Annotated in this window: 15 protein-coding genes; 4 read left to right on the plus strand and 11 right to left on the minus strand. The window is 53.1% G+C overall.

All coding sequences use genetic code 11. From position 1 onward, the window contains the following. Positions 1–8: 8 nt before the first annotated feature. From yqjA to OGY71_RS05065, 3 genes are all read right to left on the minus strand, one after another. On the minus strand, positions 9–671 hold the full coding sequence (gene yqjA / locus OGY71_RS05055; RefSeq protein ID WP_003828561.1) for a DedA family general envelope maintenance protein YqjA: 663 nt from the start codon (positions 669–671) through the stop codon (positions 9–11). A gap of 348 nt (positions 672–1,019) precedes the next feature. Further along, the gene (exuR, locus tag OGY71_RS05060; RefSeq protein ID WP_003828559.1) at positions 1,020–1,796 is read right to left on the minus strand and encodes a transcriptional regulator ExuR; all 777 of its coding nucleotides are present in this window, start codon (positions 1,794–1,796) and stop codon (positions 1,020–1,022) included. A gap of 134 nt (positions 1,797–1,930) precedes the next feature. Continuing rightward, complete coding sequence (locus OGY71_RS05065; RefSeq protein WP_003828557.1) at positions 1,931–3,232, minus strand: MFS transporter; 1,302 nt, start codon at positions 3,230–3,232, stop codon at positions 1,931–1,933. Between the two features lie 471 nt (positions 3,233–3,703). On the opposite strand from OGY71_RS05065, the gene uxaC reads away from it, so the two are divergent. The 3 genes from uxaC (at position 3,704) to OGY71_RS05080 (ending at position 7,312) form a co-directional block, all read left to right on the plus strand. Beyond that, the gene (gene uxaC, locus OGY71_RS05070; protein ID WP_003828556.1) at positions 3,704–5,116 is read left to right on the plus strand and encodes a glucuronate isomerase; all 1,413 of its coding nucleotides are present in this window, start codon (positions 3,704–3,706) and stop codon (positions 5,114–5,116) included. Positions 5,117–5,131: 15 nt separating this feature from the next. Beyond that, the gene (locus OGY71_RS05075) at positions 5,132–6,619 is read left to right on the plus strand and encodes a UxaA family hydrolase (RefSeq protein WP_003828555.1); all 1,488 of its coding nucleotides are present in this window, start codon (positions 5,132–5,134) and stop codon (positions 6,617–6,619) included. 138 nt (positions 6,620–6,757) lie between these two features. After that, positions 6,758–7,312: a YgjV family protein gene (locus OGY71_RS05080; protein ID WP_286612929.1), complete on the plus strand. Its 555-nt coding sequence runs from the start codon at positions 6,758–6,760 to the stop codon at positions 7,310–7,312. Positions 7,313–7,328: 16 nt separating this feature from the next. Here the strand turns inward: OGY71_RS05080 and sstT are convergent, their stop codons facing one another. The 4 genes from sstT to OGY71_RS05100 form a co-directional block, all read right to left on the minus strand. Next, positions 7,329–8,573 carry a serine/threonine transporter SstT gene (sstT, locus tag OGY71_RS05085; protein WP_003828553.1) on the minus strand — a complete coding sequence of 415 codons (1,245 nt, stop codon included), beginning with the start codon at positions 8,571–8,573 and terminating at the stop codon, positions 7,329–7,331. Positions 8,574–8,815: 242 nt separating this feature from the next. Then, positions 8,816–9,784: a TerC family protein gene (locus OGY71_RS05090; protein ID WP_003828551.1), complete on the minus strand. Its 969-nt coding sequence runs from the start codon at positions 9,782–9,784 to the stop codon at positions 8,816–8,818. A gap of 271 nt (positions 9,785–10,055) precedes the next feature. Then, positions 10,056–11,054 carry a Gfo/Idh/MocA family protein gene (locus tag OGY71_RS05095; protein ID WP_126956998.1) on the minus strand — a complete coding sequence of 333 codons (999 nt, stop codon included), beginning with the start codon at positions 11,052–11,054 and terminating at the stop codon, positions 10,056–10,058. A 72-nt stretch (positions 11,055–11,126) separates the two neighbouring features. Continuing rightward, entirely contained in the window at positions 11,127–11,627 is a 501-nt protein-coding gene (locus OGY71_RS05100) for a M48 metallopeptidase family protein (protein WP_003828546.1), read from the minus strand. 82 nt (positions 11,628–11,709) lie between these two features. On the opposite strand from OGY71_RS05100, the gene rlmG reads away from it, so the two are divergent. Then, positions 11,710–12,846: a 23S rRNA (guanine(1835)-N(2))-methyltransferase RlmG gene (gene rlmG, locus OGY71_RS05105; protein WP_003828544.1), complete on the plus strand. Its 1,137-nt coding sequence runs from the start codon at positions 11,710–11,712 to the stop codon at positions 12,844–12,846. A 152-nt stretch (positions 12,847–12,998) separates the two neighbouring features. Here rlmG and OGY71_RS05110 read toward each other — a convergent pair whose 3' ends face one another. From OGY71_RS05110 to OGY71_RS05125, 4 genes are all read right to left on the minus strand, one after another. Continuing rightward, positions 12,999–15,017, minus strand: a complete 2,019-nt coding sequence (locus OGY71_RS05110) for an oxidoreductase (RefSeq protein WP_286612931.1) — start codon at positions 15,015–15,017, stop codon at positions 12,999–13,001. A 229-nt stretch (positions 15,018–15,246) separates the two neighbouring features. Further along, the gene (gene ygjK / locus OGY71_RS05115) at positions 15,247–17,598 is read right to left on the minus strand and encodes an alpha-glucosidase (protein WP_267440826.1); all 2,352 of its coding nucleotides are present in this window, start codon (positions 17,596–17,598) and stop codon (positions 15,247–15,249) included. A gap of 16 nt (positions 17,599–17,614) precedes the next feature. After that, the gene (ygjJ, locus tag OGY71_RS05120) at positions 17,615–18,676 is read right to left on the minus strand and encodes a protein YgjJ (RefSeq protein ID WP_003828540.1); all 1,062 of its coding nucleotides are present in this window, start codon (positions 18,674–18,676) and stop codon (positions 17,615–17,617) included. An 82-nt stretch (positions 18,677–18,758) separates the two neighbouring features. Beyond that, the gene (locus OGY71_RS05125; protein WP_003828538.1) at positions 18,759–20,192 is read right to left on the minus strand and encodes an amino acid permease; all 1,434 of its coding nucleotides are present in this window, start codon (positions 20,190–20,192) and stop codon (positions 18,759–18,761) included. Positions 20,193–20,228: the final 36 nt, after the last annotated feature.

A 20,228-nucleotide genomic window follows, 5' to 3' on the forward strand; every position in this document is an offset into this window, starting at 1 on the left:
AGCATAATTTACCCTCGGTTCCCGTATTTCTTTTTCCAAAGAACAACCAGTGAACCTGCCAGACCAAACACCAGTAACACCACAGGAAGCAGCATCAGGCAAGACATCAGCTGATCTTCATATTTGAGAAACACCGGTGTTTTGCCCAGCAGATAGCCCAGCGATGTGAGAATAAGGACCCAAAGCAGTCCGCTCATCCAGTTGAAGAACTGAAAGCGCGCATTGTTCAGGCCGGACAATCCTGCGATGGTCGGCAGTAATGTTCTGACAAACGCGATAAAGCGGCCGACCAGCAGCGCAGACAAGCCATGCTTATGGAACAGATGATGCGCACGCTGATGATAATGTGCAGGAAGATGAGATAACCAGTTTTGCACGGTGCGGGTATTACCCAACCATCGACCTTGTATATAGCTGAGCCAGCAACCAAGGCTGGCTGCGGTGGTGAGCAGCAGTACCGTTTGCGGAAAACCCATTGCGCCTTTGGCAATAAGTACGCCGACCAGTACCAGCAAGCTGTCGCCAGGTAAAAAGGCTGCTGGCAGCAGTCCGTTTTCCAGAAACAAAATCGTAAAGAGTACAAAATAGAGCATGCCAATCATGGAAGGATTGGCCAGCGTTTCAAAATCCTGAGCCCATAAAGCATTTAGTAATTGAGTCAGTAGTTCCATTCAATATTCCTGGAGAATCGGTTGTCGTCATGCCGGTTTTCTGGATTTTGTAACACCACGATTTTATTAATATTTTTTACATGACTTGTGGTCTGTTACAAACTCACGGCCTGAACTATTCCCTGTAAAGTTGTGAAGTTAGCAAGCTCTTAAACACAAAAATTCAAACAGCATCTAATTGTAACAAAGGTCAACGTAGTCCGTTATAGAAATTACGGTTGTTGAACTGTGATTTTGCTTATCGCAATGGAGGGAGGCGAGAGGATTTACACAGGCTGACACTTTATACCTAACGCTTACCAAGTGTCAGAAACAGGCGCGTGGTCGCGCCTGCATTGATAAGATTGTTTATTTTGCGCTGTTAGCAGCTGTATCGAGGTGAACGACCGGATTTTCGGTAAATAGATAACGGTCCGCATTGAACTCAAAATCATCGCTGGTTTCGTTAAACAGCATCTGCTTCGTGTTCTCTAGATGCTGCCACATCGCCAGTTTGGCGGCATGAGGATCTTTGCGAATCAGCGCCCGAAGGATCTGGTCATGGTCATCACACCAGTTATCAACCGTGCGCAGGTCGATGTGGTCGTGCAATTTCTTCCAGTAGGGGTTGTGAATACGCTGAGTCCACATTTTTTCAACAATCGCGGCCAGAGCCGAGTTCTGCGTTGCCAGGGCGACCTGCACATGGAACTGGAGATCCCACTCGGAGTCACGAAAGCTTTTTTCGTTACGTGATTTCTCCTGAATCTCCATCAGCTTCATGATGTCCTGTTTGGTCACCTGGGTGGCGGCAAACTCGGCAATGTTACTCTCAATGAGCTGACGCGCCTGGAGCAGCTCGAAAGGACCGTAGCTGGCAAATTCCAGGTTTTCATCTGGCGCAACATAATGTCTGGGTTGGTTGGAAATGACGTGGATCCCCGATCCTTTGCGCACCTCAACGTAGCCCTCAACCTCAAGCATGATAATTGCTTCACGAACCACGGTACGGCTGACATTTTTTTCATCGGCGATAAAGCGCTCGGCGGGGAGTTTGTCACCCACCAGATAGACGCCCTGCTCAATGCGTTCTTTCAGATCAGCAGCAAGTTGTTGGTACAAACGTCGTGGTTCGGTGATTTCCATATGCGCTCCAGGCATGATACGGCAGACTATATTTGTTATACCACTTTTGCGATTACTGCTCCACTCGCGGCGATAAAAAAGCCGCCAGATAACTGGCGGCTTCGCATTATATACCCTTGATGAACAACAGCGGGTTAATTTTGCGGAGCGGGATCGCCTGTCTGTGAGCCCGAATCGACTTCGCTGGCCGATTTGTTTTGCAAGACCGTCCAGATAACGAGTGCGCCGAGCAGGTCGAATACCGCCAGTACGGCGAACAGCGGGCTAAAGCCGATAGTGTCAGCCAGTGCGCCAACAACCAGTGCAAACAGCGTACTTGCAAGCCAGGCGGACATACCGGTCAGGCCGTTTGCCGTTGCCACTTCATTACGACCAAATACGTCAGAAGAAAGCGTAATCAGCGCACCGGATAGCGCCTGGTGAGCAAAGCCGCCGACGCACAGCAGGGCGATAGCAATGTACGGGCTGGTGAACAGACCAATCATCCCTGGGCCAATCATCAGCAATGCGCCCATGGTAACGACCATTTTACGTGAAACGATCAGGTTAACGCCGAACCAGCGCTGGAACAGAGGCGGTAAGTAGCCCCCAACGATACAGCCCAGGTCAGCAAACAGCATCGGCATCCATGCAAACATCGCAATCTCTTTCAGGTTAAAGCCGTAGACTTTAAACATGAACAGCGGGATCCAGGCGTTGAAGGTACCCCAGGCCGGCTCAGCCAGGAAACGCGGCAGCGCGATGCCCCAGAACTGGCGGTTACGCAGGATCTGACCGAGCGACATTTTTTTCGAGGTCGCGTTTTTATGCTGTGATTCCTGACCATTCAGAATGTAATCACGTTCTTCATCAGACAGTTTTTTCTGGTCGCGCGGGTGTTTGTAGAACACAAGCCAGCACATCGCCCAGATGAAGCTCAACGCACCGGAAATAATGAATGCCATCTGCCAGCTGTGCATGACGATTGCCCAGACGACCAGCGGCGGAGCAATCATCGCACCGATTGAAGAGCCGACGTTAAAGTACCCCACGGCAATTGAACGTTCTTTTGCCGGGAACCACTCAGAACTGGCTTTCAGACCCGCAGGGATCATTGCGGCTTCAGCGGCACCTACTGCGCCACGCGCCAGTGCCAGTCCACCCCAACTGCCAGCCAGTGCGGTCGCGCCACAGAAGACGGCCCACAGAACGGCGAACATCGCGTAACCAACTTTTGTGCCGAGCACATCAAGCACGTAGCCGGCAACGGGTTGCATTACGGTGTAAGCAGCAGAATACGCTGCGATGATATAGGAATACTGTTGAGTGGAGATGTGTAACTCTTCCATCAGAGTTGGCGCAGCTGCCGCCACAGTGTTACGTGTCAGGTAACCCAGCACGGTGCCAAGCGTCACCAGTGCAATCATGTACCAACGTAACCCTTTAATTTTACGCATGTAAAACCTCATCGTTTTGTTATGTCCGCGAACGAGCGGTCATCTTCCAGTTCAGGGCGGAGGATGTTCTTTTACGAGGGGGGACCGAAAAAAAGCCGGTACTCCCCGAACTTTGCCATGTCAATAATTGTGCTAATTCGGTTTCCGTACCGGTCAATCCGATGGTTATACATCGGTAATTTGCATTCCGTCGGCTTATGTATCGCGACGGCCAAAAGATAACTTGTCATACAGCTTTAAAAGGTGAGTGCCATCACAAAAGTGTGAATCTTCGTGTGGTCATTATTTCGATTCAGCAAAGCCAGCACTGGCGCGGCTTGACGCGTGATTTACCTCTTTGAGAGTAATTTTTTTGTCACCATTTGTTGATCTAACTCACGAAAATATCTTCAGTGTATGGAAATTGGTGTGATAACTTTGTCAACATCAAAACATAAGCAATCTGACGCACTCGTTGAGAGGAAGACGATAATGACCCCGTTTATGACTGAAGATTTCCTGCTGGACACCGAATTTGCCCGCCGTCTGTACCATGATTACGCCAAAGACCAGCCGATCTTCGATTACCACTGCCATTTACCACCGCAACAAATCGCTGAAAACTACCGTTTTAGTAACCTGTATGACATCTGGCTGAAGGGTGATCACTACAAATGGCGTGCGATGCGTACCAATGGCGTCGCTGAGCGCTTGTGTACCGGCGATGCGTCCGATCGCGAGAAGTTTGACGCATGGGCCGCTACGGTTCCGCACACTATCGGTAACCCGCTGTACCACTGGACCCACCTCGAATTACGTCGCCCGTTTGGTATTACAGGTAAGCTGCTTTCTCCTGCGACTGCTGATGAAATCTGGAACCAATGCAACGAGCTGCTGGCGCAGGATAAATTCTCCGCGCGCGGCATCATGCAGCAGATGAATGTGAAAATGGTCGGCACTACCGATGACCCGATCGACTCTCTGGAGCATCATGCGGCCGTTGCTAAAGACGGTACCTTTGATGTGAAAGTGCTGCCGAGCTGGCGTCCGGATAAAGCCTTTAACATTGAGCTGGCGACCTTTAATGACTACATGGCGAAGCTCGGTGAAGTGTCTGACACGGATATCCGCCGCTTCAGCGATCTGCAAGCTGCACTGACCAAACGTCTGGATCACTTCGCGGCTCACGGCTGTAAGGTTTCTGACCACGCGCTGGACGTGGTGCTGTTTGCCGAATCTAACGAATCTGAACTGGATAGCATTCTGGCGCGTCGCCTGGCGGGTGAAACCCTGAGTGAGCATGAAGTTGCCCAGTTTAAAACCGCCGTGCTGGTGTTCCTTGGTGCGGAATATGCTCGTCGCGAATGGGTACAGCAGTACCACATCGGTGCGCTGCGTAATAACAACCTGCGTCAGTTCAAACTGTTGGGCGCGGATGTTGGCTTCGACTCCATCAATGACCGTCCGATGGCTGAAGAACTGTCCAAACTGCTGAGCAAGCAGAACGAACAGAACCTGCTGCCGAAAACCATTCTCTACTGCCTGAACCCGCGTGATAACGAAGTGCTGGGCACCATGATCGGCAACTTCCAGGGCGAAGGTATGCCGGGCAAGATGCAGTTCGGTTCCGGCTGGTGGTTCAACGATCAGAAAGACGGGATGGAACGTCAGATGACGCAGCTGGCCCAGCTCGGCCTGCTGAGCCGTTTCGTCGGCATGCTGACCGATAGCCGTAGCTTCTTGTCATACACGCGCCATGAATACTTCCGTCGCATTCTGTGCCAGATGATTGGCCGTTGGGTTGCTGCAGGTGAAGCACCGGCAGATATCCAGTTGCTGGGTGAAATGGTCAGAAATATTTGCTTTAACAATGCGCGTGATTACTTCGCCATTGAACTGAACTAAGGCCCGGGTGAAGGTATGCAATACATCAAGATCCATGCGCTGGATAACGTCGCGGTAGCGCTCGCTGATTTGGCTGAAGGAACCGAAGTCACCGTTGATGGGCAGGCGGTAATCCTGCGTCAGGCGGTCTCTCGTGGCCATAAATTCGCTTTACGTGATATTGCGAAAGGCGAAAACGTCATTAAATACGGTTTGCCAATTGGCCATACGCTGGTGGACGTTGCGGCGGGTGAGCATATTCATGCTCACAACACGCGCACCAATCTGAGCGACCTGGACACGTATAGCTACCACCCTGATTTTCAGGCGGAAGTTGCACAACCGGCGGATCGCGATGTGCAGATCTACCGTCGTGCCAACGGCGATGTTGGCGTGCGCAACGAACTGTGGATCCTACCGACGGTAGGCTGTGTTAACGCCATGGCGCGCCAGATGCAGAACCGTTTTCTGAAAGAGACTAACGACGCCGAAGGAATCGACGGCGTGCATCTCTTCAGCCACACCTACGGCTGTTCACAGCTCGGCGACGACCACATTAACACCCGCACCATGCTGCAAAACATGGTGCGTCACCCGAATGCGGGTGCGGTGCTGGTGGTTGGCCTTGGTTGTGAAAACAACCAGGTTGATGCCTTCCGCGAAACTTTAGGCGAGTACGATCCTGAGCGCGTTCACTTCATGGTCTGCCAACATCAGGAAGACGAAGTGGAAGCGGGGATTGAACATCTTCACCAGTTGTACAACGTGATGCGTAACGATAAGCGTGAACCGGGTAAGCTGGGCGAGCTGAAGTTTGGTCTGGAATGCGGCGGCTCTGACGGCCTGTCCGGTATTACCGCCAACCCGATGCTGGGGCGTTTTTCTGACTACGTGATTGCTAACGGCGGCACCACCGTACTGACCGAAGTACCGGAAATGTTCGGCGCCGAGCAGCTGCTGATGGACCACTGCCGCGATGAAGAAACGTTTGGCAAGCTGGTCACCATGGTCAATGACTTCAAGCAGTACTTCATTGCTCACGACCAGCCGATCTACGAGAACCCATCGCCGGGCAACAAAGCGGGCGGTATCACCACGCTGGAAGATAAATCTCTCGGCTGCACGCAAAAAGCAGGCTCCAGCCAGGTGGTGGACGTACTGCGCTACGGCGAACGCCTGAAGACGCATGGTCTGAACCTGCTGAGCGCACCGGGTAACGATGCGGTGGCGACCAGTGCCCTGGCGGGCGCGGGCTGTCATATGGTGCTGTTCAGTACCGGTCGCGGTACACCTTACGGTGGTTTTGTGCCGACGGTGAAAATTGCCACCAACAGCGAGCTGGCGGCGAAGAAAAAGCACTGGATCGATTTTGACGCTGGACAGTTGATCCATGGTAAAGCGATGCCTCAGTTGCTGGAAGAATTTGTCGATACCATCGTCGAGTTCGCCAACGGCAAGCAAACCTGCAACGAGCGGAATGATTTTAGAGAGTTAGCGATATTTAAAAGCGGCGTAACGTTGTAGTAAATACCTGATGGTACCTGCATGCAGGTCTGCGCAAACCGTAGGCCTGATAAGCGCAGCGCCATCAGGCACAAACCGTTGCCGGATGGTGGCGAACTCGCCTTATCCGGCCTACGAGATAGAATTGGGGTTGCTTGCATGACCGCGTATTGGCTGGCCCAGGTCGTAGGTGTCATCGCCTTTCTGATCGGTATTACCACCTTTTTCAATCGCGATGAGCGCCGGTTCCGGCTGCAACTCGCTGTCTATAGCGCCACCATCGGCGTGCATTTTTTCCTGATGGGTGCCTGGCCTGCGGGAATGAGCGCAGAACTCAACACCATCCGCACACTTGTCTCAATGCATACCCGCAAACTGTGGGTAATGACCGTTTTTATTGTCCTCACCCTGGTTCTCGGGCTGGCGAAATTACAGCATGCGATGGAGCTATTGCCAATAATTGGCACGCTGGCCAGCACCTGGGCGCTGTTTCGCTGCAAAGGGTTAACCGTGCGCTGCGTCATGTGGTGCGCAACCGCCTGTTGGGTTATCCATAATTTCTGGCTAGGGTCGATTGGTGGGACGATGATCGAAGGGAGTTTTCTGGTAATGAACGGCCTGAACATTATTCGTTTCCGGCGGATGCAAAAACGCGGAATTGATCCGTTCAAAATTGAAAAAAGCGCACAAGAAGAGAACCCCTCCGCCCGATGACGGAGGGGAACAGCGATTAGCCGCGCAGGGCGTTATTTGCCAGACGCTCGTCTTCTGCCTGGCAGGCTGCAGCGGTAAACAGGACGTCTGTAGAAGAGTTCAACGCCGTTTCACATGAGTCCTGCAATACGCCGATGATAAAGCCAACGGCAACAACCTGCATGGCGATGTCATTCGGGATACCGAACATATTACATGCCAGCGGGATCAGCAGCAGAGAACCGCCCGCCACGCCCGATGCACCACAGGCACACAGCGAAGCCACCACGCTGAGTAACAGCGCTGTCGGTAAATCGACCGGAATACCCAGCGTATTCACCGCCGCCAGCGTCAGTACGGTAATGGTGATCGCCGCGCCCGCCATATTGATGGTGGCTCCCAGCGGAATAGACACCGAATAGGTATCACGATCCAGATTCAGCTTCTCACACAGTGCCATGTTCACCGGAATATTTGCCGCCGAACTGCGGGTAAAGAAGGCATACACACCACTTTCACGCAGACAGGCCAGCACCAGCGGGTATGGGTTACGGCGAATTTTCCAGAAGACCAGCAGCGGGTTGACCACAAATGCCACCAGCAGCATACAGCCTACCAGTACGGTCAGCAGTTGGGCGTAGCCCCAAAGCGTTGCGAAACCGGTGGTTGCCAGCGTGGAGGAGACCAGACCAAAGATACCGATTGGCGCGAAACGAATCACCAGTTTCACCATAAAGGTGACGGCGTTGGACATATCATTGACCAGATTTTTGGTCGTTTCATTACCGTGGCGCAGTGCAAAGCCCAGACCAACGGCCCATACCAGAATACCGATATAGTTAGCGTTAAGCAGGGCATCAACTGGGTTAGAAACCATGCTCATCAGCAGGCTGCGCATCACTTCAACAATCCCGGACGGCGGTACGATATCCCCCGCGCTGCTGGAAAGATGCAGTGTTGATGGGAAAGCAAAGCTGAAGACAACGGCGGTTAATGCCGCTGAAAATGTTCCGAGCAGGTAGAGGAACAGAATAGGGCGGATATTGGTTTTTTGCCCGTGCTGGTGGTTGGCGATAGAAGCCATCACCAGCATCAGAACCAGAATTGGCGCGACGGCTTTTAATGCGCCGACGAACAGCGTACCCAGCAAACCAGCGGCTTCAGCCGCAGGTTTTGACACCAGTGCCAGTAAAATCCCCAGTACCAAACCGATCAAAATTTGTTTAACCAGGCTCCCTTGCGCCAAACGCGAGAGTAGCCCCGATGAACGTTGCGTAGTCATGTCGTGATCCTTTCATTGTGTTGTTGCCTTACCTTTGTGCGTTCTGTTGACGCATCTTTCTGGATGGGGCAAATGTTTGCATGGCTGAGTATAAGGAAAGAACGGGGTTCTGGAAGCGAAATATCCTGGATTCCGCGTTGAGATCATATTTTATAACTTTAACTTAACATTATTTTGACATGATAAACAAAAAGCCCGACGCACGCAGTGTGCTGTCGGGCTTTTCAGCTAGCAGATGAAACTTACTGTATTTGCTGTTTTTTATCGTGCTGGTGGTTGACCCACGCGTTAACAATCAGCGTCACAAACAGAATGCCAAATACCACGCCTAACGAGATAGCGATCGGGATATGGTAGAAATCGACGATCAGCATCTTAATACCGATAAACACCAGAATGACCGACAAGCCGTACTTCAGCATGGAGAAACGCTCCGCCACGCCCGCCAGCAGGAAGTACATCGCACGCAGACCCAAAATAGCAAACAGGTTCGAGGTCAGCACGATGAACGGGTCGGTGGTCACGGCAAAGATAGCCGGAATACTGTCGACGGCAAAAATCACATCGCTCAGCTCAACCAGAATCAACACCAGCATCAGCGGCGTAACAAACAGCAGGCCGTTTTTACGCACGAAGAATTTTTCATCTTCGATGGTATCGGTCATGCGCAAATGACCGCGTAGCCAGCGTACTAACGGTCTGTCGCCAATACCGGAGGCATCTTCTTTCGCCAGCGCCATCTTCACGCCGGTAAACAACAGGAACGCGCCGAACACGTACAACAGCCACTCAAACTGGGTGATAAGCCAACTGCCCGCGAAGATCATGATCGTACGCAGCACAATCGCACCCAGCACGCCATACACCAGTACCCGACGCTGCAACGCAGGCGGTACGGAGAAGTAGCTGAACAGCATCAACCAGACAAAGACGTTATCTACCGCCAGCGATTTTTCGATCAAATAGCCGGTAAGGAACGCCAGCGCCTGTGGGTCGGCAACGGCGCGCCCCTGGGTTTCTGCCAGGTACCACCAGAAGGCGGCGTTAAACAGTAACGACAGCGTTACCCAGACGATTGACCAGGCCGCAGCCTGCTTCATTGACATCGTATGTGCGCCACGACGACCCTGCAACAGCAGGTCGATGGCCAGCATAATTACCACTACGACAGCGAAGCCACCCCATAACAACGGTGTGCCGACAGTATTCATTGTATTTCCCCATGCATAAAAAAAACGGCCAACGCCGAATGGCATTAGCCGCTGCTTTTTATGCATAGACCTTGCCATTCGGCAAGGTCTCACTTACAACAACAAAGGAATACGGTGGCGTATTCCTTTGTTATCGCCCGGCGACCGGATGTGGTTTTTCACACATCGTAATGACGATCAACCGACAACGAAGTTACTCCCCTTTGCGGGTTACAAAATATTACAGGCCATGCATTCAGTCAATGGCCTGCAACATTCGTTTTACACACCTTTACGCAGTCAGCGATGTTTCCGCTTCGTCTGCCGGGAAAAACACGCCGGTCTGGCGGCGAATCTCCGTTTGCAGTTTGGCGGTGATACGGCTGACGGCCAGTGCCGGGTGATCCACTTCGCCGGATTCAACCAAATGGGCAAAAGCCTCTGCCTCATACAGCATAGTATTGATGTGTTGAGGCGTCGTCAGATCCTGCGTTTTTCCCCCGCGTGGCACGAAGCACACCTTTTGGCATTCGGAGATATGCTCGATGACCAGCGATCCCGACTCGCCCTGAATTTCACTGGCTAATACCGAGTCGCTTACTTTTGAGTGCTGGAGCGTAACGCTGAAATCACCGTAATTCAGCACCACCACGCCGTGGGCATCCACGCCGCTTTCTAGCAGGCTGGCGCTGGCCTGAACGCTCTGCGGTTCGCCCCACAGCGCAACCGCTGAGGCCAGGCAGTAAAAACCGATATCCATAATCGAGCCATTGGAGAACGCCGGATTAAACGTGTTCGGGTTTTCACCGTCCAGATAGCGCTGATAGCGCGAGGAGTACTGGCAGTAATTGATAAACGCTTTCCTGATTTTTCCAACTTTTGGGAGCGATTGCTGTAACAGCAGGAAGTTAGGCAGGTAGGCGGTTTTAAACGCTTCAAATAGCACGACCTGATTTTGACGCGCGCAGGTGATAGCGGCTTCAGCTTGCGCCAGGTTGGAGGCCAGCGGCTTTTCGCAAATAACATGCTTTTTGTGCCGCAAAAACAGCTCAGTCTGCGGGAAATGCAAAGAGTTTGGACTGGCGATGTAGACGGCGTCGATCGCCTCGCTTTGCGCCATCGCTTCCAGCGAGGTAAACAGATGTTCGACTGGGTAATCGTTGGCGAAGGTCTGCGCCTGCTCAAGGCTACGAGAATAGACTGCGGTTAACTTATATTTGCCGGTTTCATGGGCGGCATCGACAAACTGGCGGGTGATCCAGTTTGTGCCAATTACTGCGAAACGTATCATAAAGGCCTTCAGGCTGCGAAATGGGATTCTTTCGTCAATTTAGCATGCCCTGAAGACAAAGCCAGTGCGCGACTACGCAGTTTGCTTTAACGATTGTTGCGTTAACCACAGGCGGGTATCGAACTCCAGTTGATGATACTGAGGCTCCATATGACAGCACAGCTGGTAAAACGCTTTGTCGTGCTCTTTTTCCTTCAGATGCGCCAGTTCATGAACGACGATCATGCGTAAAAAGGGTTCTGGGGCGCTGCGAAACACGGTGGCGACGCGGATCTCCGCTTTGGCTTTGAGCTTACCGCCCTGCACGCGAGAGACGGCGGTATGCAGCCCCAACGCATTATTCAGAACGTGGATCTTGCTGTCATACATGACTTTATTTAGCGGCGGGGCGTTACGCAGAAACTGATTTTTCAGATCCTGGGTATATTGCCAGAGCGCTTTGTCGGTCGCGAAGTCATGCGTACCCGGATAGCGCTTCTCCAGCACAGCGCCCAGACGCTGCTCAGCAATCAGCGTTCTCACTTGAGAAAGCAAATGTTCCGGGTAGCCCTGGAGGTAAGTTAGTTGGTTCATTCATGTCCACGCAAATCATAAAAGTGTATACTCACGCACCCTTTTCAGGGATACGCCGAAATTTTACCATTCAGGAGGGCCGATGAGCCACATAGACAACGGTTTCCGTTCGCTGTCACTTAAACGTTTCCCGGAAACGGATGACGTTAACCCGCTGCTGGCGTGGGAAGCTGCAGATGAATATCTGCTGCAACAGCTGGACGATACCGAGATTAGCGGCCCGGTGCTGATCCTGAATGATACCTTCGGCGCGCTGGGCTGTGCGCTGGCGGAACATACGCCGTACAGCATCGGCGATTCCTATCTCAGCGAGCTTGCCACACGCGAGAACCTGCGTCACAACGACATTGCCGAGTCGAGCGTCAAGTTCCTCGACAGTACCGCTGACTATCCGCAGGCGCCGGGCGTGGTGCTGATTAAGCTGCCAAAAACCATGGCGCTGCTGGAGCAGCAACTGCGTGCGCTGCGCGAAGTGGTAACGCCAGAAACGCGCATCATCGCCGGGGCAAAAGCGCGTGATGTACATACCTCGACGCTGGAACTGTTTGAAAAAGTGCTGGGTCCAACCACCACTACGCTGGCGTGGAAAAAAGCCCGATTGATCAACTGTACGTTCAGCAAACCGGAGCTGGCCGCTGCCTCGCAGACGCTCAGCTGGAAGCTGGAAGGCACCGACTGGACTATCCATAACCACGCCAACGTCTTCTCCCGTACCGGACTGGATATCGGCGCGCGCTTTTTTATCGAGCATCTGCCGGAAAACCTCGAAGGGGAGATTGTTGATCTCGGCTGCGGTAACGGTGTTATCGGTATGACGCTGCTGGCGAAGAACCCGGAAGCCAGCGTGGTATTTGTTGATGAATCGCCGATGGCGGTGGCTTCAAGCCGTTTGAACGTGGAAAGCAACATGCCTGAAGCGCTGGATCGCTGCGAGTTTATGATTAACAACGCGCTGTCTGGCGTCGAACCTTTCCGCTTTAACGCCGTGCTGTGCAACCCACCGTTCCATCAGAAGCATGCGCTGACGGATAACATTGCCTGGGAAATGTTCCACCACGCCCGCCGCTGCCTGAAAATCAACGGCGAGCTGTACATTGTGGCTAACCGTCACCTCGACTACTTCCACAAGCTGAAGAAGATTTTCGGCAACTGCGAAACCATCGCCACCAATAATAAATTCGTGGTGCTGAAGGCGGTTAAAACCGGTCGTCGTCGGTAATAGCGGGTGCCGGATGCGGCTAACGCCTTATCCGGCCTACAGTATAAATCTGCCTGATTCTGTAGGCCTGATAAGCAGAGCGCCATCAGGCAAATCGGTGCAGAGTGCCGGATGGCGGCTAACGCCTTATCCGGCACACGAAAAACATGACGTTATATTTCCAGCGCCAGTCGGGTGCCCTGCGCAATAGCGCGTCGGGCATCCAGTTCCATCGCCACATCGCAGCCGCCGATCAGATGCACCGTTTTACCTGCCGCGTGCAGCGGATCGACCAGTTCACGGCGCGGCTCTTGTCCGGCACAAATCACCACGTTATCCACGTTAAAGATCACCTGTTCACCGTTCAACACAACGTGTAACCCATTATCATCAATCTTCTGATAGCTGACTGCCGGGATCATTTTTACGCCGCGTGAGAGCAGGGTGGCGCGATGGATCCAGCCCGTCGTTTTACCTAAACCTTGTCCCGGTTTGCTGGCTTTTCGCTGCAGCATCACTATCTGGCGCGGGCTGCGGGATAAGTGCGGACCTTCCGGGCGTAAGCCGCCTGGCTGTTGCAGGCTGGTGTCGATCCCCCATTCCACGCAGAACTCCGCTATGTTTTGGCTGGTGGGTTCGCCGGGCTGACTCAGATACATTGCGGTATCAAAACCGATCCCGCCGCTGCCCACGATCGCCACGCGTTTACCCACTGGCGTTTTATCGCGCAGAACGTCGAGATAGCTCAGTACTTTTGGATGATCGATCCCCTCGATCGGTGGCATACGAGGCTCGATCCCACTGGCGAGGATCACTTCGTCGAAGGTGTGCAGATCGTGTGCGCTGACAAAGTGATTCAGCTTCAGGGTCACGCCAGTCACGTCGATCATCCGACGGTAGTAGCGCAGGGTTTCATAGAATTCTTCTTTGCCGGGGATCTGTTTGGCGATATTAAACTGCCCGCCAATCTCGCCATGTGCGTCAAACAGCGTCACGTGATGCCCGCGCGCTGCGGCATTAATGGCGAAGGCGAGGCCCGCAGGACCCGCACCGACAACCGCCAGGTTCTTTTGCACAGCTGCCGCAACAATCGGCATTTTAGTTTCATGGCAGGCGCGCGGATTGACCAGGCAAGAGGTGACTTTGCCGACGAAGATCTGATCCAGACAGGCCTGGTTACAGCCGATACAGGTGTTGATCTCATCCGTTCGTCCGTTTTGCGCTTTTGACAGCAGTTCGGCATCAGCGAGGAACGGACGGGCCATCGACACCATATCGGCATCGCCACGGGCCAGAATGTCATCGGCGACCTGGGGATCGTTAATGCGGTTGGTGGTGACCAGTGGGATTGTCACATGCCCTTTCAGCTTACGCGTCACCCAACTAAACGCACCGCGCGGTACTGGGGTAGCGATAGTGGGAATACGCGCCTCATGCCAGCCAATACCGGTGTTAATAATGGTGGCTCCCGCGGCTTCTATAGCCTGCGCCAGCTGGACGGTTTCGTCGAAGGTTCCACCGTTTTCCACCAGATCGAGCATCGACAGGCGGAAGATAATAATAAAGTCATTCCCGGCACGCTGGCGTACCGCTCGCACCACCTCAACGGCAAAACGCATGCGGTTGGCATACTCACCGCCCCATTGGTCATCGCGCTGGTTGGTACGCAGCGTCAGGAATTCGTTGATCAGATACCCTTCCGACCCCATCACTTCCACGCCATCGTAGCCCGCTTCCCGCGCCAGCTGTGCGCAGTGGGCAAAATCTTCAATCAACTGCAGCACTTCATCGTGCGTTAATTCATGTGGCGTAAAGCGGTTAATGGGTGCTTGAATGGCAGAAGGCGCCACCAGATGCGGCTGGTAGCTGTAACGCCCGGTGTGCAGGATTTGCAGGGCGATTTTGCCGCCTTCATCATGCACAGCATCGGTAATGACGCGATGGTGAGCAAGCTGGCTGGTGTCGTTCAGCATCGCACCGCCTTCCATTCCCACGCCGGAAAGCGCAGGCGCAATACCTCCGCTCACAATTAACGCTACGCCGTGACGGGCGCGCTCGGCGTAGAACGCGGCCAGCCGTTCTGCACCATCGGGATATTCCTCCAGTCCGGTATGCATTGAACCCATCAGCACGCGGTTTTTAAGCGTGGTGAAGCCTAAATCGAGCGGAGCGAATAGCGACGGATAGCTCATAAAGGTGTCCAGTATGTAAAATTATTGTTATGTGGTCGGATGAGTTAATAATTTAGCCGTCGCCGCGTAAAAGGGAAAAGAGGAATGCCGTGATTGTGATGGGATTCAAAAAAGGAGTGGAGCCAGAGGACGAATATGCCGGATGGCAGTGCAAGCACCTAATCCGGCCGGTGAAAATGTGTCTTTGTAGGCCGGATAAGCGAAGCGCCATCCGGCGTTATGTCACAGATTACTGTTTTTTAAGAAAATCGTTATACAGCATATAGAGATGCGCCGCGCTCCAGGAGAAATTCGGTGCGCCCTGCTGTGCGCCAGTCAGCGGGTTATAGTTTTCCTGAATCGGACCGTCGGCGGTGAGGCCTTTGGCGTGGCTGAAGAAGGTATCCGCCAGTTTTAACGCGTCATCGCGATAGCCGTAACGCTCCATCCCTTTTAGCCCGAACCAGAACTGATCCACCCAGACGCGCCCGCGCCAGTAGATATCCGCGCCGAAAGCCGGGTTGGTCAGCGCCGCCGTGCCAAGCGGGACAAAGGTGTTGAACTCTTTGGGGTCGAGCATCACCTTAACCACCGCGTCCGCATGGGGCTGCGTTGCTGCACCGTTAAACAGCGGCGACCAGCCTTCCGGCCCTTTGCCACGTTCGACGATCGGTTTACCCGCGCAGCCGTTTGCCAGCGGTTGCTCCTCAATACGAACGTCGTAAAAGAATTTTGTTTCCGGGTCGAACATGCAGGTGTTGATGTAATCTGCGAGGTTTTGCGCCAGTTGGCGATAGCGCTGCGCCTCTTCGTGTTTGCCGAGCAGGGTCGCCATCTGCGCCAGATAATGGTTGTCGCTGTACATGTAGCTGGCCTGATCAACTGACTCCTGCAACAGCGAGTAACCCAGCAAATTACCGTCTTTACTGCGATTTTCGGCAAATTTCACCACCCAGTCGCTGCGTTTTCCACCGCCCGCGACGTATTTATCCAGTTGATCTTTATCGATAAAACCGAATACAGCCGCATCGTCACGACCGGACTCCCACGAGGCGGCAACCTGCGCTGGGATCTCCAGGCTGTCATACTGGCCCTTATCGATCACGGTGGCGTAGTTGTTAAGCCCGGAGAGCGTTTCTTCCTTGTCGCCTTTTTTCACCGTAAACAACATTTCGCCGCGGTCGGTATTGTGGGCTTTATCGCGGGTAGCGCCGTATTCCGGCACGCCGTTGCCGTTATGATCGCGGTTACGCAGCCACCAGTCGTGATACGCAACCAGCTTTGGATACATCTCTTCGAGCCAGGCCTTGTCTTTGGTGACGTAGTAGACCTCCATCACCGACCAGGCCGCCAGGCTGGGTTTGGTGTTGCGCTCGTTCCAGTTACCGCCGTCGCCGCCGCGTTCTGGGCTGAGATTCCAGGCAATCAGGTCGGGGATGAATCCGGCATCCTGCGGGCGTACCGGATCACCGGGTTTAACCTGCCATGAAAAGACGGCGCGAATATTCTCTTTGGCAATCTCCGGGTTAAAGTGCGCCATAGCGAAGGCCTGCTTCCAGGTGTCCCACGGCCAGGTTTGGTTGCCGGAGAACCAGCGGCCGGTGACCGATGGCGTCACGGTATTGTGTTTTACCGCACCGCCTGGCGAGCGCCAGTTGCCGTTTAGCGTTTCAATAGCTTTTACCGCGACCCGGGTTTGTTCCGTTGTGGCATCCGGATTGGTTAAGCCTTTTTGCAGATAATCCGCCCAGCGCTTTTGTGATGCAGCAAGATACCAGGCCGGGCGCGCCAGAATATCGCGGATCTGCGGCTGCTCTTTCGCCACATCCTCGGCGGTAAGCAGATGAGAATAGGTGGTGTAAATGGTTGTCGAACCGCTGATATGGGCCTTCCCCGTAAAGTGATGACCGTTAACCGTGGTTTTCATAGCGACAGATTTATGCACCTGATACTCCGACTCACCGGAGGTGAGCAGATCCCAGGTTGAGCGCACTTTACCGAAGGTGACTTTCAGACCGTCGTGCGTGGCGGTGATTTTGCGCTGATAGCCAGGGAATTCGCTATCAATGGTTTTATCCGACAGCGCTTTTCCCTCTTTGGCTTCCAGTTTCTCCAGCAGCTCGCCGTCCCACACCAGATCCAGCGGCGTGTTGCTGGTGATTTTGGTTTCCAGCAGCGAGGTGCGCGGGCTGGCAAAACGCAGCGTCATCTCTATTTGCACATGCTTAGATGACAGCTTTTGCACCAGCGCGCCGGGAATGCCGTAGGCCTCAAGCGCGAAATCGACCTTTTTACCGTGCTGGTACACCGTCAGACGGTCAAAATTATTGGCCATAAAATTGATGTATTCTTCGGTCAGCAACGCCACGCCTGGAAAGCCGCCCATCGTTGCAGGGCCGTCCGGGAGCAAATGACCGTGCCAGGCGCCAAGATCGAAAAATGGATTAAAGCGTTGGTGGTCGTCGTGATCGTAGTCATGCATGTAGCCCGGCGCACCGGTGCGATTAATGATGTTTTTAAAGTCGTTAGCACTGGCGGCATGTGCGGAGAAGTTCATCAGCAGGGTACAGGCCAGCGGCGTAAGAATAGGTTTCATGTTCATGGTATTCCGGTCCTTGTTACCAATAGAAATATTGCATCAGGAAGATTTGGTCGCTCGGGTCGCCGGATGCATTCTGCATATAGAACCGACTGTCGAAGGCAGTAGCGAAACGGCCGCCGCCGTATTCATACCAGATACCGAACTGCATAAAGGAAGTGGTTTCGTCCTCATAGCTATCCGGTCGGTGTTTGGCGTAGCTATAAGCAGTGGAGAGGTAAACGCCTTTTAGCGCTTCATACATTGCGCTGACCATATAGCCGGTTTCGGTGCCGGACACATCCAGCCCGTCGGCGCGGCCCGTGTGGTGCCAGGCGCGGGCGGCGAAGTTGGGCGAAAGGATGCCGGTCAGGAACAGCTGTCCGGTACCATCTGTTATCTCCAGGCCGTTCATCCAGGTTACGCCTTCAGTCAGGTCGTACTGGATATAGCCGTTCATCATGGCCGGATAGGTATATTTATCGTCGTAGCGATCGTATTTACCAAAGTGCAGCCAGGCTTTGCTCTCGTCGTGGTGTCCGGCGGGCGTTGCTGTCACGCTGTAGCGCAAAGGACCGGTCAGGTTTTGCACCTTAATGGCAGTCATGATGTCGCGAGTGTTGGGAATGACGTAGCCCAGGTCTGGAGTGAAATCCCCCCACCATTGCAGGTCATCCAGCGAAGAGTCCTGGCGCAGGCTGAGCATCAGCTCCGTTCCGTCATTGGTACGATAACCGCCGTAAAAGCGGTTGAGCCCGCCCTCGAATCCGCCCCAGCTATGGTCAGGAACCCAGGCATTGCCCTGATGGTCGGCCTGCACGGTCCAGCCCTCGCCGTAGATCAGACCAAACCAAGAGCCGTGTTTTATCTCCAGGCCACCTTCTATATAGGTACCATCACTGTATTTATGTTTGTCTTGTCCTTCTAAATCCATATATCCCCCCATGCCCAATTCGCCATAAAAGCGAAATGAGGGGGAAGATATTTCTGGCGTTTTCGTGTCGTCGTGTTCTGCAGGGCGAACTTCTTCTGCACCCAGAGAGGAGACGCAGAAAAAGGGCAGGGCAATAATTGCCCTGCAACAATGGCTAATGTTTTTCATGCTTCGATCCTAAGCAAATAAAATTTAATTTTTATTGTTATAGCCTTGGCGAATATTGTTTATTGTTATTATGTTTTAGTCATTAATTGATATCTGAAGCAGGGGCCGCCTCAATAGCTTTTTCTTCTTTGGTTAGCCCTTTGATATATTTACTGTATTTCCACCAGGCAAAACCGAGGAAAATAACAATCCCACCGACGTTATAGAAAATAATGGTCATGATATTGCCGCCGGTTGGGAAGGTAGAGGCAATAAATCCGATGGTGAAAAGAACGATCAGCATCGACACCACAACAATGCCGGTTTTCTGCGAACCCATACGGAAGTCGCGCGGTAAGTGGTCCAGTTTTGCACGCAGATTCAGGTAAGCCAGCATAATAAACAGCGGCGGCAGCATCGAGGCTGCGGCGGTCATGTTGATGATGGTGTTCATTAAATCCTGCACGGTATTGGAGCCGAGCGTCGGGATAATCATCAGCGGGATAACGATCAGGAACTGGATCCATGCTGCACGGGCCGGGACGCCGTTTTCATTCAGTTCGACGGTTTTTTTACCGAAAATACCCGCCGGAATTTCAGAGAAGAAGATCTTCACCGGCGTTGCGGTCCACATCAGCAGGGAGCCGAACATCGCGGTAAAGGAGACCAGGCCGACAAAGCGGTTAACGACCAGCTCCGGCAGGCCGAAATATGCCGCCAGGCCGTGGAATACCTGCACCGAACCACCGGTAAACTTCAGCTCTTTGCTGCTGACGAATACGTTAATCAACACCGAGGAGATGGAATAGAGCACGCCGATAAAAATTCCGGCAATGATAATGACCTTCACGAACGATTTGGAGCCGCCCTTGACGTCGTTGACGTACACCGCCACCGACTCCGCGCCGCCTGCCGCCATAAAAATCCAGGTGGTGATACCGAGGAAGGCCCAGTTAAAATTCGGGATCATTGCGTCTACGGTGATAGGGTCAGCAGGCTGTACGCCGCCAACCAGCGCCGTACCTGCCAGTAAAATATAGGACAGCGTCAGCAGCAGCATCAACGTGGAGGTGACCGAGGTAATCGGCCCTAACATTTTTGCACCATTGGTCGAAACCCAGGTGGAGAAGGCAAACAGCACCATACTTAACACGGTGGTTGCGAACGGCGTCAGAATGTATTCGTAGCCTAAAAAAGCATATGAGGCGTAGGCAATAACGCGGGGCAAAAGCGAGGTAAAAAAGAACAGGTTAACGAACCAGTAGGTGTAGGCAGTAATAAATGCCCAACGCCCACCCAGCGAACTTTTTACCCATGCGTAGACACCGGCTTCGGAGTTTTTATTCAGCGAAACAAATTCAGCGATGATTAAGCAAAACGGAATAAAGTAGAAAATCGTCGCGAGGAAAAACATCGGTGCGGATGCCAGACCAAGCTCAATATTATTGTTGATTACGTTATTAAAACTATAAACCGCGGCAAAGGTGAGTGAAAGTAAGCCGAACTTGCCGATGGTATTACGTTTGGTATCAGACATAGCACATCTCCGATTCCTGATTATTATAGGGTACTG

This window comes from Citrobacter sp. Cpo109, from assembly GCF_030332565.1.
Taxonomy (GTDB): domain Bacteria; phylum Pseudomonadota; class Gammaproteobacteria; order Enterobacterales; family Enterobacteriaceae; genus Citrobacter; species Citrobacter portucalensis.